Below are 13590 nucleotides of genomic sequence, written 5' to 3' on the forward strand. Positions count from 1 at the left end.
GTCAGCCTCCCTGTATTCCGGCCGAAATCACGGCCCGTCCGATAGGCGCAGCCACCGAACCACCGGTAGCGGCGAGAGCGCGATCACCACCGTCCTCGACGATCACGGCCACCGCCACTGTGGGCTGCTGAGCGGGTGCGAACCCGATGTACAACGTGTGAGGTGGGGTGTTGCGCGGGTCGCTGCCGTGCTCGGCGGTGCCGGTCTTCGACGCGATCTGAACACCGGGAATCGCACCCTGTCCACCCGACCATTCTTCGGAGCCGATCATCAGATCGGTCAGTGTTGCCGCGACCGAGGGGTCGATGGCCTGCCCGAGGGATTCGGGCTTGGTTTCCGCGAGGAGTGCGAGATCGGGCCCCTCCAGACGTTCGACGAGATACGGCTTCATGCGCACGCCGCCGTTGGCGACGGTCGCGGCGATGACCGCGTTCTGCAGTGGAGTCAGCGCGACGTCGCGCTGTCCGATGGTGGACTGCCCGAGCGCAGCCCCGTCGGCGATCTGCCCGACGGTGCTCTCCGCGACAGGCAACGGAATATCCATGGTCTCTCCGATGCCCAGAGCTTCCGCCTGGTCGACCAGGGCCTCACGACCGGTGTTGATGCCCATCTCTACGAACGCGGTGTTGCACGAGCGCGCGAATGCTTCGCGAAGCGACACTGTGGGAGCGCCGCCGCAGGCAGCGCCGCCGTAGTTCTCGAGGGTGGTCGTGCTGTCGGGCAGGGTGATGTTCGGGGCGGCAGTGAACTGATCGTCCGGGGTGACACCCGAGTCGAGAGCAGCCGCCGTCGTCACCACTTTGAACGTCGAACCCGGCGGGTAGGTCTGAGAGATTGCTCGGTTGAGCATCGGCTTGTCGGGGTCTGCGTTCAGTTCGTCCCACGCCGCCGACGTTGCGGCGCCGTCGTGGCCGGACAACCGGTTCGGGTCGTAGCTCGGCGTGCTCACCATCGCGAGGATCTTGCCGGTCGCAGGCTCGATGGCCACGACCGACCCGGTGTATCCCTTGGAGGTGAGTTCGTCGTACGCGACCTGCTGCATGGCCGGATCGATCGTCGAGACCACATTGCCGCCGCGTGGGTTGCGTCCCGACACCAGATCGAACAGCCGACGACCGAACAGCAGGTTGTCGGAGCCGTTGAGCAGTTCGTCCTCGCTGCGTTCGAGGCCAGTGCTGCCGTACTGCATCGAGTAGAACCCGGTGACCGGCGCGTAGGCGAGCGGACTCATGGGCTGCGCGGGTGTCGACGGATATTCACGCAGGTACTTGTAGCGACTGTCGGTGGGGATCGACACGGCCAGCGCCTGCCCGGCAGCCGAGATCTGACCGCGCTGACGTGAGTACTCGTCGATCAACACCCGTGAGTTGCGCGGGTCGGTGCGCAGATCGTCTGCCTTGATGACCTGCACGTAGGTGGCGTTGGTGAGCAGGGCGACAACCATGAACATCACGGCCATCGCGACCTTGCGGAGCGGAGTGTTCATTCGCGCCCCATCATTTCCGTCTGCGCTTCCGCGATGGGCGTCATCGGTTTCTTACGCGGCTGCACGGGTTCGCGTGCGGCGTGCGAGATCTTCATCAGCAGAGCGAGCAGCAAGTAGTTCGCGAGCAGCGACGACCCGCCGTACGAAACGAACGGCGTGGTCAGGCCCGTGAGGGGAATCAGTTTGGTGACACCGCCGACCACGACGAACAACTGGACGGCGAGGGTGAACGACAGACCGGCGGCGAGGAGTTTGCCGAAACTGTCGCGCACGGCGAGAGCGGTGCGCAAGCCGCGGATGACGAGGATGAGGAACAGCAGCAGGATCGCGGCGAGCCCGATCAGGCCGAGTTCCTCACCGATCGCGGCGATGATGAAGTCGGTCTTCGCGAACGGCACCTGGGCGGGCCGCCCGCTGCCGAGACCCGTGCCTGCGACACCGCCGGTGGCCAGACCGAACAGCGACTGCGAAATCTGATATCCGGTGTTGCTGTAGTCGGCGAGTGGGTCGGCCCACGTCTGGACGCGGACGCGGACGTGACCGAACATCTGGTACGCGAAGACGAAGCCGACCGCGAGCAGCGAAAATCCGATGATCAGCCAGCCCACGCGTTCCGTCGCGATGTAGAGCATCACCAGAACGGTGGTGAACAGCAACAGCGAGGTGCCCAGGTCTTTTTCGAAGACCATGACGCCGATGGAGATGATCCACGCGGCGAGGATCGGGCCGAGATCTCGCGCACGGGGAAAATCCATGCCGAGGAAGTGTTTGCCTGCCGTGGTGAACAGATCACGTTTCGCCACGAGGACGGAGGCGAAGAAGATGATCAGCAGAATCTTGGCGAATTCACCTGGCTGGATGCTGAAGCCCGGGAGCCTGATCCAGATCTTGGCGCCGTTGACCTCGGAGAACTGCGACGGCAGCAAGGCGGGGATCGCGAGGGCGATCAGCCCGATCAACCCGAGGGTGTAGCTGAAGCGGGCAAGCAGCCGGTAGTCGTGGAGGAACACGAGGACAGCGATGAAAAGGGCTATGCCGATCGCGGTCCACAGCACCTGCTGGTTCGCGTCGGGCGACGGCATCGGCAGACCCATGTAGCGCGCGTTTTCCTGGTCGGCCAGGTCGAGCCGGTGGATCAGCACGAGGCCGAGACCGTTGAGCAACGCGACGATCGGCAACAGCAGTGGATCGGCGTACTTGGCGTACCGCCTCACCGCCAGGTGCGCGACGAGGAACAACCCGGCATACGCGAGTCCGTACTTCGCGAGATCGAGCGTGAGCGCCTGCTCGAGAGAGGCCTCGACGAGCATCATCGACACCGTCGTGATGCCGATCGCGACGAGCAGCAGTCCCAGTTCGGTGTTGCGCTTCGTGGATTGAGCAGGGGCCGGAGCGAAACCACCCGGGGGGCTGGGAAAAGCCCCCGCACCATGGGTCACCGACATCAGGCGCCCACCCTGCAGTTCTGGCCGGGGACCTGGGGTACGGGCGCCGGTTCCGGCGCCGCCGTCGTTTCGATTCCGCCGTTTTCGGGCGCCTGTTCACCGGGTGCGGGTGCTGCCTCATTCGGGACGGGCTCGGCAGGCGGGGCAGGTGCCTCACCGGGCACGGGTGCTCCCGGTGTGGGTTCGCCGGGCGCAGATGGTGTGGGTTCCGGGGCCGGGGCAGGAGCCGGCTCCTCGACCTTGCACACCGGAAGCAGATCCTGCTGCGCGAGGCGGGCCATCTGCACGCTCGCCTCGTCGAGCGTCCCCGACGGAAGACCGGCACGAACCTGCTCTCGCGCGGCGGGCTGAAGGTCGTCGACCATCATCACGCGACACTGCGCGTCGGCCGGATCCACAAGGGTCAGCTCACCCTCGTCGGTCACGCACCCGATACGTGCTGGTTCCTGCAGCGAGTAACCGAAGATGTTGCCGGGGAGTCCGCGCAGCACGGTGACACGCGCGTCATCGGCGCTGACGTAGTAGTTGTTCTGGATCATCTGCCGACCGAAGTACCCACCTGTGGCGATCAGACCGAGCACCACGAGCGCGATGAGCGGAGCCCACCAGCGGCTACGACGCTTCTTCGGCTCTTCGGGCGCTTTGTTGATGACGCGTTTGGGTGTGGCGCGGGGCGGCCGCATGGCGGCGGCGCGACCGGCGGCGGTGTTCGGCCGGGGAGCTTCGTCCTCGTCCTCACCCGATGCTGCTCCGGCGACGATGGGGTTGCTCTGCCCGTAGTCGAGATCGATGACGTCGGCGACCACCACGGTGATGTTGTCGGGGCCGCCGCTGCGCAATGCAAGTTCGATGAGCCGGTCGGCGCATTCGTCGTGGCCGCCCTCGCCCAGGGTGTTCGCGATCGTCTCGTCGCTCACCACATCGGACAGGCCGTCGGAGCAGATCAGGTAACGATCCCCGGCGCGCGCTTCGCGCACCGTCAGGGTCGGCTCCACTTCTGCCCCGGTGAGCGCGCGCATGATCAGCGAGCGCTGCGGATGCGTGTGCGCCTGTTCCGCAGTGATGCGACCTTCGTCGACCAGTGACTGCACGAACGTGTCGTCGCGGGTGATCTGGGTGAGCTGATTGTCGCGCAGCAGGTAAGCGCGGGAGTCGCCGATATGCGCCAGGCCCAGCTTGCTTCCTGCGAACAGGATGGCGGTGAGCGTGGTGCCCATGCCGTCGAGTTCGGGTTCTTCCTCGACCTGATCGGCGATCGCGGCATTGCCCTCTCGCACCGCGTCGTCGAGTTTGCCGAGGAGATCTCCTCCCGGCTCGTCGTCGTCGAGATGTGCGAGCGCGGCGATCATCAGTTGCGAGGCGACCTCGCCGGCGGCGTGACCACCCATTCCGTCGGCCAGGGCCAGCAGGCGCGCACCGGCGTAGACGGAGTCCTCGTTGTTGGAGCGAACGAGGCCGCGGTCGCTGCGGGCGGCGTAGCGCAGTACAAGTGTCACGGGCGGAGCTCGATCACGGTCTTACCCACGCGCACAGGAGTGCCAAGGGGTACGCGGACAGCAGTGGTGACTTTCGCTCGGTCCAAGTACGTTCCGTTCGTCGAGCCGAGGTCTTCGACGTACCAATCGGACCCGCGCGGAGATAGTCGCGCATGCCGGGTGGACGCGTAGTCATCGGTGAGCACGAGTGTCGAATCGTCGGCGCGACCGATCATCACCGGTTGCGTGCTGAGCGTGATCCTCGTGCCCGCGAGGGCACCCTGTGTCACGACCAGATACTTGGCGGTCTTGTTGCGGCCGAGCGACGGCAATACCGACTGCTTGGGGGAGTAGCGCGGTAGTGGTCGCGCAGAACCGGCATAGATGTCCGAGCGCAATGCTCGCAGCACTGCCCAAACGAACAGCCACAGGAGCAGAAGGAAACCTGCCCGGCTCAGCTGCAGAATCAGCCCCTGCACGGCATGTCCTCCTTCGGCATGTGCGACCGGCGCGCGGTCGTCCGGTTCGGTGCGGTCACTCACAATACGGACATCGACCGACTCCATGCAGAATCAGATCCGCAGCTCGTGCTGCGGATGAGATCTGTGGATCCGGTGAGCCGGTTTTTCCGCTGGTCAGAGGATACGAACGAGGATTTCCGAGTGGCCTGCGCGGATCACATCGCCATCGGCGAGCTGCCAGTCCTGAACCGAAGCACTGTTGACGGTGGTGCCGTTGGTCGAACCGAGATCGGAAAGCATCGCGACCTGCCCGTCCCAGCGGATGTCGATGTGGCGGCGGGACACACCCGTGTCGGGGAGGCGGAACTGAGCGTCCTGCCCGCGTCCGATGATGTTGCTGCCTTCGCGGAGCTGGTAGTAGCGGCCGCTGCCGTCTTCGAGCTGCAGGGTCGCGGTCAGGACACGTCCGGCTGCGGCGGGAGGCTGCTGGTAACCGCCGCCCGCATATGCCTGCTGCTGGTAGCCCTGATCGGCCTGCTGGTAGCCGGGATCTGCGTAGCCCTGATCGGCGTAACCCTGCTGGCCGTACGCCTGCTGCTGGTAACCCGGGTCTGCGTAGCCCTGGTCGTATCCGGCGCCCGCTGCGTATCCCTGCTGCTGGTAGCCCTGATCGGCGTAGCCCTGATCGGCATAGCCCTGCTGGCCGTAGTCCTGGCTGTAGGCCTGCTGTCCGTATGCCTGGTCCTGGCCGTATGCCTGGTCCTGTGAGTAGCCACCCTGGTCCTGCTGGTAGCCCTGGGCGCCGTATCCCTGCTGGTCGTACGCCTGCTGATAGTTCTGCTGGTCGTAGGCCGGCTGCTCGTAGCCTTGGGCGCCGTACGCGCCCTGCTGGTCGTAACCGCCCTGGTCGTCGTACCCGCCGCCCTGAGGGGCGTAACCACCGTTGTAGCCCTGTGCGTAGCGCTGATCCTGGCCGCCGTGCGCGTGACCGTTTCGTGCGTACTGTGCTTCCGCCTCGGCGGGGTCACGGCTTGGTTCGTAGCCGGGGTTCTGCGTCATGGAGCCAACTCCTGGTTCGGGGGTCACTGTTGGACGGTTCTGCGGGGTCCGCTGTGACGGGACGTGCGTCTGTGGACGCCCTGCCTCAGGGTCGACCGAGCCGCGTGTCCGGAACTGCCCGGTGTGCAGTGCCGAAGACGACTCGAATACAACCTGGATCTCACCGTATGTCTGCCATCCCTGTTCGCGAATGAAGTCCTCAAGGTGACGCGCGAACGCCTTCACAGTCAAGTCCCGATCCGCCGCCAAGGCCTCGTGATCGGAGTCGCTGATGGTGATGACGTACTTGTTCGGGGCCAGCGTGTGGCCACGATCAAGCTGCTGGACGCCGTCGGTGGCCTCTTGCTGGAGGGCAGCTTCGACTTCTTGGGGGACGACGCCACCACCGAAGACGCGGGCGAACGCGTCGCCGATTGCTGCCTGCAGCTTTCGCTCGAAGCGTTGGGCGATACCCATGACGACCCCCTTTCCGGTCCAGCGTGTCGTGGGTGCAGATCTCGCTACTGCATGGTATCCATTTTTGCTCGGATTCGACCGGGCGGATTACTCCGCGTGTTCAACCTGACATGTCGAGGTACGGGGCCGGAGCCCGAAAAGCTGCTCTGACCTCGCGAATCGGTGATTCGGTAGGCGCTGTGTTACTGTTTTCTGCGTTGCTCGGGCGAGTGGCGGAATGGCAGACGCGCTGGCTTCAGGTGCCAGTGTCCTTCGGGACGTGGGGGTTCAAGTCCCCCTTCGCCCACAGTGAGCAGTTCCACGAACTGCGACGAACGAGGTCACGAACTCGAAAGAGATCGTGACCTCGTTTTTTGTTGGCAAGTAGTCCGGGGATTGACGCGTTACGGGCTGCGGGAAATGCGGTGTGTTCCGCACCCTGTCCTCAAGAAGACTCCCGTGCTGGCGTACCTGCGACGCACGACTGCTCGCCGATAACGAGTCACGGCGGATGGAGAAGTGGAACCTCGAACCCGGCAGCTACTCTGCAACAAAAGTTTCGTAGTCTACTGCTGATATGAGCTGAGCTTGCCAGCCTGTCTGGCGGTCGAAGCGAAGCAGCAGTTCGTTGACAAGGACCCACAGAACGTCGATCTCTTCAGGCAGGTCAGGCGGAATCGTGGGTCTGAAGTCGAGACCTCGTTCGGCAGCCCAGCGTGTCGCCGGCATCCTCAACGCGTCGATTACGAGGAATCCGTGCCTCTCCCCTTGCTCACCGGCGAGCGACTCCCGCAGATTCCTGCCCCTAATCGTCATCCACTGATTCAGCGTCTCAACCATCAGATCCGGATCGACGGAGTGCTGGTGCTCCATCCCCAAACCGGCTAGCATGACGCCCCTCCCGAAACCAGGCGGACCCGAGATGGGGTCCATTCTGCTGCAATGACCGCCACGAACTAGGCGATAGATCGCGCTACTCGCATCCTTAGTCCTGGGATCGGACTTGAAGTAGTTATCGATGCCGTATGTCTCGAGCATTTTCAGATGTGGCAACAGCTGCTCGGCGAGATTTTTCACAGATGGTTGCGCACGATGCACCCTCTCGCGATCGAGTTCGTCGCTCGTGTTGAAGGTCGGAATGATGACCATCCACAGCCCCTCGAGCTCCTCCGATGGCCAGTGACTGCCCCGGCGGTCCCATTCCTTCCGTAGCTGCTGGTAGTCCTGGCTCGTCACCTCCTTAACCTCGACCACTACTTCTCCAGGAGACTCCTGATGCGACCCTCGGTAATCGGGCGTCTTCTTGCCCTCCTCCAGTACCCGGCCCAGCTCGTAACCCACGTATTCAAGGGCCAATCGTGCCCGCTTCTCGCTCGGCTTCTCCGACGTCATACGAAGACGCAGCCAGCTGACTCGTCGACCACGAAGCGCAGCTCGGTGGTGCAGTGATGTGCACACCTGGAAGCCGGCTGTAGGACGACCGTTTTCACTCGACCTCCCATGCGACGCACTGTCTGACTGCAGTCGCGACGCCATTAACCGCTAGACCACAAATGTATCTGCCGTGCCGGGGTCACGACCTCCGCCGCATCACCGAGGTACCGGCGACAGTTCGTGAACGCTACGGTCGACTCCCATGAGAGATCCGGCGTCCGTTGCAGCCGTGTACGAGCTGCCCAAGCCCATCTGGATAGACCTCGACGTGCTGGGCGGACGGTTTGAAACGTTCATCGGACCACTGCCTGCCACGAGCGTCACGATCTGCCAAGCCTGAGCCCAGTGGTGGTGCAGCGTGGTGTGGTTATCGTGGGCCGGGTGACCGTGACGACCGAGTTCAGAACCGAACGGCGTTCTCTGAGCGGGTGGGGTAGGCGTGCCGCGACACCAGCAGACGTACTCTCGACCCCCGACCTCGACGTGATCACCCAGGCCGTACGTAGGGCAGGCCCACGCGGGGTCATCGCCCGCGGCCTCGGGCGCAGTTACGGCGACCCCGCCCAGAACGCTGGCGGCCTCGTGGTGGACATGACCGCCCTCGACCGCATCCACGGCATCGACCCCGACTCGGGAATCGTTGATCTCGAGGCTGGAGTCAGTCTTGACACCCTGATGCGAGCCGTTCTCCCACACGGCCTGTGGGTCCCGGTGCTGCCTGGCACGAGACAAGTCACGATCGGCGGTGCCATCGGAGCCGACATACACGGCAAGAACCACCACTCGCACGGCAGCTTCGGCAACCACGTCGAATCCCTCGATCTGCTCACCGCCGACGGGTCCATCCGCACGCTGACGCCCACCGGTGAAGACGGGGATCTGTTCTGGGCCACGGTCGGCGGGATGGGTTTGACCGGCATCGTCGTGCGGGCACGTGTACGGATGAAGCATACAGAGACCGCGTATTTCATCGCTGACCACGATCGCACCGCGACCCTCGACGAGACGATGGAATTGCTGACCGGCGGATCCGACGAGGGCTACGACTACTCGATGTCGGTTCCCGACACGATCTCCACCGGCCGGAAGCTGGGCCGGGCGGGCTTTACCCGCGGGTCGCTGGCAACGCTAGACCAACTGCCGCCGAAGCTTCGCCGGGATCCGTTGCGGTTCAACGCCCCCCAACTATTAACCGTCCGGGATATCTTCCCGAGCGGCATGGTCAACCGGGTAACGACGAGGATCGCGGCCGAAGCCGCGTACCGGATGTACCCGAAGCACGGCCGGGGCACAATCCAGAATCTGACGCAGTTCTATCACCCGCTGGATCTGCTCGGAGAATGGAACCGGGCGTACGGCCCGGGAGGGTTCCTCCAGTACCAGTTCTCGGTCCCGTTCGGCGCCGAACAGCCGTTCGGGGACGTCATCCGCCTGATCGCCGAGTCAGGGCACCGGTCGTTTCTCAACGTGTTCAAGCGCATGGGTGAAGGCAATCCGGCCCCGTTGTCGTGGCCAGAGCCGGGCTACATGCTCAGCCTCGACTTCCCGATCCGCGAGGGCCTGGGCAGGTTCTGCGACGAACTCGACGAACGGGTCCTTGATCTCGGCGGCCGTCTCTACTTCGCGAAGGACTCACGCAGCACCCCGGATCGCATTGCGCGGATGTACCCGCGGCTCGATGAATGGCGGACGACCAGGGATCGTATCGACCCCGAGCGCGTGTTCGTCTCCGACCAGGCACGCCGACTCCGCCTGGTCTCCTGTTAGGCGATCGTCAAACAGCACACTCAGGAATCCGCCACAGCGAGCCAGGCCGACTTCCGCCGGGGCGGACTCGCGAGTCGAAGATTGCCCACCTTTGCGTTTATTTCACTTGCTGCGTATATTTCATTTGGAGGAGGTGTGCATGTCCGCGATCGAACATCCCAGTGCCGTGGAGCAGGAACAGGCACGACAGGCGCTCAATGCCCTGCGGGACATCAAACCTGGTCCCGGCACGCTTGACGTCACCGTCGCCGGGACAACAGAGTCCGTTCACCTGCCGAGTGCGGCTCTGGAATTGATAAAAGACGTCTTGGCGAACATGGCGGCCGGCCAGGGCGTGACCGTGGTTCCTGCGCATGCGGAGCTGACCACCCAGCAGGCCGCCGAGCTGCTCAACGTCTCACGCCCGCACGTGATCAAGCTCCTCGACCAGGGCCTTATCCGGTATCGACTGGTGGGCCGGCATCGCCGGATCCTGGCGTCGTCGCTTCTCGAGTACCGGCGTACCCAGCAGCGCGACGCGCGTGGGGCTGCGGACGAGCTGGCCGTGCTGTCCGAGGACCTCGGACTGTACTGACGTGACCTTCACCGTGCTCTACGACGCGAATGTGCTGTACCCGAACGTGCTTCGCGACGTGCTGATTCGCCTGGCCCAGACCGGACTGGTGCACGCCAGGTGGACCGACCGGATTCTCGACGAGACGTTCCGCAATCTCGCCGCCGACCGACCGGACATCCCTGCCGACACCTTGGCCAGGCTGCGGGAGCTGATGAACCGAGCGGTGCCGGACTGCGTGGTCACCGGGTACGAGACACTCATCCCGGCGCTGACGCTGCCCGACGAGGACGACCGGCATGTACTCGCCGCGGCGATCCGCTGCGGCGCGCAGGTAATCGTCACCGCGAACCTGCGCGACTTCCCCGATACCGAACTTTCCCAGTTCGGCATGGAAGCTCTGCACCCCGATGAGTTCGTCATGGATCTGTTCACGCTCGACGGTGCGCGGGTGCACCAGGCGATCAGCGCGACTGCCGCGGCGTGGCGCAACCCGCCCAGCACCCCCGCCGACGTATGCGACCGTCTCGCAGCAGCGGGCCTGCCGATCTCCGCAGCTGCGTTGCGCCGCTGAGACCCACGATGCGCGCCCACGAGCACGATGGTTCCACGGCAAGATCTGGTGGAGGGTGAGCCGTCGACATTGTGTTTCTCCTAGGGGCACCGTCGACGCATTCCGGCGTGTGAGGATCGATGGACTCACACGCTGTGCAACTGGCGGGTGGCGGCTGCGTACTTGTTGCTCAGGTCCTTGTGGACCTCGGCGATGTACTCGAGCGACCTCTGGGTTGGATTGACCGCTCGTTCGCTCGTGTGAAATGTCGGGTACGACGAGATGCCTGCCATGCACGCCGGGTCGATTTCCTTGAGGACACACCAAATACGCTTGGCAACAGTGCCGTTGAGGATCACAACCTCGAGGTTCGGGATCAGCAGGAGGAATCCGCGCAGCGTCTCGGCTGCCTCACGGTCCGATCGGTCGGTCTGGGGGTGCGGCTTCGGCCACGGGTAGGCATTCCACGACACGATCTCCGAAATGTGGATGCCGGCTTCATCCAAGAAGAACTTCTGCCGAGCGGCCGTGAGGTCGACGTTCTCCAGGCAGATCATGCCGGATCCGTCGATATTGGTCGGGTCGGTCTTCGGGCCCGGGTCCTGCATGAGCGTGAGCAACCGCGCGTCGACGCCACCGTAGGTCGGCGCGATATACGGAATGGACACGCGACGCTCGGCCCGCAACGTGTCGACGTACTCGTTGATCGGCCGGACGCTCGGGTCGTACCGCCTCCTGTACAGATCGTTGCGATAGGCGTTATCGCGACACCGCTGCTTGGCAAGTGCTTCCTCGGATGTTGCGGCGGTCGGTACTGTCCACCTCTTCTTGGGAGGGGCGGGCGAATCGGCTACCGGATTGATCTCAGCGCGACGACCGGGGTGGCTGCGGAAACCACACGCGGGAGTATCCTGCGGTGATGCGTCGGCTTCGTCGTACATCGGTGAAGTGGAGCCGTGGCGCTGATCTCGGTGGCCACAGCTGGTCGGGCGGCGCCGCTCATCGCCGCCGATGACGAAAAAGTCCGCCGCGTAGTGGAAACCCTTCCTCAATGCATCAGCGAGTTGGCGCAGATCGCTGAACAACTCAAACAGCAGATCCTGATGTGAGGTCAGAAGCGTTGGCCGAGATGGTCTATCGGGATATGACGACCGGGTAGCGGTGAGGAAGTGTCTCCGCACTGGGAGATGCCATGCGGCGGCACGAAGATGTATGTGCCGAAAAGCGCACTCCTGATCTGCCAACGGCCGGATGTTCGACCGAGTCATCGCCAGTCGCGTCACCCGCCTGCTGGCGCGAAAGATCTTCCGGCGGTCACGCGCCCGCGCGCTCGGCGAGGCTCAGGCCGACCATCAGTACCACCGTGATCGTCGTGGCACCGAGGAGCGGCCACACCCACATGCGTGTTCGTCGTCGCGCGGCAAGGACGATACCCGCGACAGTGCCGATGCAGGCCACAGCGATTCCTCCCCACGTGACTGCGAATGCGGCGGTGAGGTAACCCTCCTGGCAACCGTCGGGGCCGCACGAATCCATCCCCATCGGGAAGAGCAGAGACACGAAGAATGCGACGGCCGCGAAAACTATGGTCACGATGACGAACAGAACGGTCACGGCGGTATCGATCGTGGCGGGAGCGGAGCTGTGCGGGTCTTCGCCGCCGCGGCTGTGGCTCATCGAGGTCATATGTTCATTGTCGGTGCTGTCGACGCGATGTCCTGAGTGGTTCTACCCGAGTATCCCAGTGGCATCTACGGTGGTCCTCGGGCACCATCGAGTGCGACGAAGGGGTAACTACAGTGGTGAACGACGCTGATCTTGCACACCTGCATCGATGCATCGAACTCGCTGAGGAAGCACTGATGGCCGGCGACGAGCCATTCGGATCCGTACTTGTCGGCGCGGATGGTCGAGTCCTGGCGGAAGATCGCAACCGAGTCGCCGACGGCGACCGCACTCGGCATCCTGAATTCGCACTTGCCAGGTGGGCGGCGGAGAACATGACGCCCGACAGTCGTGCGGGCGCAACCGTATACACCTCGGGAGAACACTGCCCGATGTGCGCAGCTGCGCACGGGTGGGTCGGTCTCGGCAGAATCGTCTACGTCGCATCGTCCCGGCAGCTCACCGGGTGGCTCGAGGACATGGGCGTTCCTGCGGCGCCGGTGCAGCCCCTGTCGATCCACGAGGTTGCGCCCGGCGTCATCGTCGAGGGTCCGGCACCGGAACTGGAGGACGCGATCCGTCGGTTGCATCGCCGATGCCACCTCGGTGAGTGAAAAGTGTGGTGAAGTTCGGGAATCGTCTGCGCTGCAGACATCAGGGCGCCACGGGGTAGTGGCTGGTGATCGCCACCCGATTCCACGCGTTCATCACGATCGCGAGCCAGCTCACCGCTGACGCCTGTTCGGCGTTCAACGATCCGTCGTCCCAGGCGTCCGTCTCCGGAACGGGCAGCCGGGTGACCTGCTCGGCGAGGGCGAGCGCGGCCCGCTCCTGAGCTGTGAAGTACTGAGACTCCCACCAGGCCGCGACCACGGCCAGCCGGTCGCTCGTCTCACCCTTGTCGAGCGCGTCGCGCGTGTGCATCCGTAAGCAGAATGCGCAACCGTTGATCTGCGATATTCGGATCTTGACCAGTTCGGCCAGGAGCGGATCCAGACCCGCGTTTTTCACTGCGGTTTCGGCCTGCTCATTGAGACTCGCCAGTTGCTCGTACGCAGCCGGATGTTGCTTGCTGAGGTTCACGTCGCTCATCTGTCGCCCTCGTGTTCGTGCTGTGCTGAGAATGCGCCGGGACTGCGCTGACAAACTAGCCGAATCGCCGGTGTGCTGTGGGCCGATTTGTATTCGAGGCGAATGAAAACGTTCCGGGGAGCACGGTGGAAGTGGAGGATGGCGGGTGCCCTCGTCTCCCGAAGG

15 protein-coding genes and 1 tRNA gene are annotated in these 13590 nt (G+C 64.2%); 7 read left to right on the forward strand and 9 right to left on the reverse strand.

Translation table 11 applies throughout. From position 1 onward, the window contains the following. Position 1 precedes the first annotated feature (1 nt). The 5 genes from ACTDXD_RS11165 to ACTDXD_RS11185 all read right to left on the reverse strand — a co-directional run bounded on the left by ACTDXD_RS11165 (position 2) and on the right by ACTDXD_RS11185 (position 6382). Complete coding sequence (locus ACTDXD_RS11165; RefSeq protein WP_440127089.1) at positions 2-1486, reverse strand: peptidoglycan D,D-transpeptidase FtsI family protein; 1485 nt, start codon at positions 1484-1486, stop codon at positions 2-4. Then, positions 1483-2931, reverse strand: a complete 1449-nt coding sequence (locus ACTDXD_RS11170) for an FtsW/RodA/SpoVE family cell cycle protein (protein WP_169689110.1) — start codon at positions 2929-2931, stop codon at positions 1483-1485. Before ACTDXD_RS11170 ends, ACTDXD_RS11165 begins: the two co-directional genes overlap by 4 nt. Continuing rightward, on the reverse strand, positions 2931-4427 hold the full coding sequence (locus ACTDXD_RS11175) for a PP2C family protein-serine/threonine phosphatase (protein WP_440127090.1): 1497 nt from the start codon (positions 4425-4427) through the stop codon (positions 2931-2933). Before ACTDXD_RS11175 ends, ACTDXD_RS11170 begins: the two co-directional genes overlap by 1 nt. Continuing rightward, the gene (locus ACTDXD_RS11180; RefSeq protein ID WP_054713680.1) at positions 4424-4885 is read right to left on the reverse strand and encodes an FHA domain-containing protein FhaB/FipA; all 462 of its coding nucleotides are present in this window, start codon (positions 4883-4885) and stop codon (positions 4424-4426) included. Before ACTDXD_RS11180 ends, ACTDXD_RS11175 begins: the two co-directional genes overlap by 4 nt. 156 nt (positions 4886-5041) lie before the next feature. Next, positions 5042-6382, reverse strand: a complete 1341-nt coding sequence (locus tag ACTDXD_RS11185; protein ID WP_440127091.1) for an FhaA domain-containing protein — start codon at positions 6380-6382, stop codon at positions 5042-5044. Positions 6383-6585: 203 nt separating this feature from the next. Between ACTDXD_RS11185 and ACTDXD_RS11190 the strand changes: the two genes are divergently transcribed. Continuing rightward, positions 6586-6668, forward strand: a tRNA-Leu gene (locus ACTDXD_RS11190). A gap of 233 nt (positions 6669-6901) precedes the next feature. Here the strand turns inward: ACTDXD_RS11190 and ACTDXD_RS11195 are convergent. Beyond that, positions 6902-7753 carry a hypothetical protein gene (locus tag ACTDXD_RS11195; protein ID WP_440127092.1) on the reverse strand — a complete coding sequence of 284 codons (852 nt, stop codon included), beginning with the start codon at positions 7751-7753 and terminating at the stop codon, positions 6902-6904. Positions 7754-7997: 244 nt separating this feature from the next. Between ACTDXD_RS11195 and ACTDXD_RS11200 the strand changes: the two genes are divergently transcribed. The 4 genes from ACTDXD_RS11200 to ACTDXD_RS11215 all read left to right on the forward strand — a co-directional run bounded on the left by ACTDXD_RS11200 (position 7998) and on the right by ACTDXD_RS11215 (position 10689). Further along, positions 7998-8135, forward strand: coding sequence for a hypothetical protein (locus ACTDXD_RS11200; protein WP_440127093.1), 138 nt, complete (start codon positions 7998-8000; stop codon positions 8133-8135). 41 nt (positions 8136-8176) lie between these two features. Continuing rightward, on the forward strand, positions 8177-9562 hold the full coding sequence (locus ACTDXD_RS11205) for an FAD-binding protein (RefSeq protein ID WP_440127094.1): 1386 nt from the start codon (positions 8177-8179) through the stop codon (positions 9560-9562). Positions 9563-9701: 139 nt separating this feature from the next. Continuing rightward, positions 9702-10136, forward strand: coding sequence for a helix-turn-helix domain-containing protein (locus ACTDXD_RS11210; RefSeq protein WP_440127095.1), 435 nt, complete (start codon positions 9702-9704; stop codon positions 10134-10136). A 1-nt stretch (position 10137) separates the two neighbouring features. Then, on the forward strand, positions 10138-10689 hold the full coding sequence (locus ACTDXD_RS11215) for a PIN domain-containing protein (protein ID WP_440127096.1): 552 nt from the start codon (positions 10138-10140) through the stop codon (positions 10687-10689). Between the two features lie 125 nt (positions 10690-10814). Here the strand turns inward: ACTDXD_RS11215 and ACTDXD_RS11220 are convergent, their stop codons facing one another. Beyond that, positions 10815-11609, reverse strand: coding sequence for a hypothetical protein (locus ACTDXD_RS11220; RefSeq protein WP_440127097.1), 795 nt, complete (start codon positions 11607-11609; stop codon positions 10815-10817). A gap of 15 nt (positions 11610-11624) precedes the next feature. On the opposite strand from ACTDXD_RS11220, the gene ACTDXD_RS11225 reads away from it, so the two are divergent. Beyond that, complete coding sequence (locus tag ACTDXD_RS11225) at positions 11625-11777, forward strand: hypothetical protein (protein WP_440127098.1); 153 nt, start codon at positions 11625-11627, stop codon at positions 11775-11777. 205 nt (positions 11778-11982) lie between these two features. Here ACTDXD_RS11225 and ACTDXD_RS11230 read toward each other — a convergent pair whose 3' ends face one another. Then, complete coding sequence (locus tag ACTDXD_RS11230) at positions 11983-12354, reverse strand: hypothetical protein (RefSeq protein ID WP_440127099.1); 372 nt, start codon at positions 12352-12354, stop codon at positions 11983-11985. A 113-nt stretch (positions 12355-12467) separates the two neighbouring features. On the opposite strand from ACTDXD_RS11230, the gene ACTDXD_RS11235 reads away from it, so the two are divergent. Beyond that, on the forward strand, positions 12468-12947 hold the full coding sequence (locus ACTDXD_RS11235) for a nucleoside deaminase (protein WP_440127100.1): 480 nt from the start codon (positions 12468-12470) through the stop codon (positions 12945-12947). Between the two features lie 40 nt (positions 12948-12987). Here the strand turns inward: ACTDXD_RS11235 and ACTDXD_RS11240 are convergent, their stop codons facing one another. Continuing rightward, a complete protein-coding gene (locus ACTDXD_RS11240) occupies positions 12988-13425 on the reverse strand; it encodes a carboxymuconolactone decarboxylase family protein (protein WP_440127101.1) in 438 nt (145 codons plus the stop codon). Between the last annotated feature and the right edge of the window lie 165 nt (positions 13426-13590).

Source organism: Rhodococcus sp. SJ-3, assembly GCF_051918125.1.
GTDB lineage: Bacteria > Actinomycetota > Actinomycetes > Mycobacteriales > Mycobacteriaceae > Rhodococcus.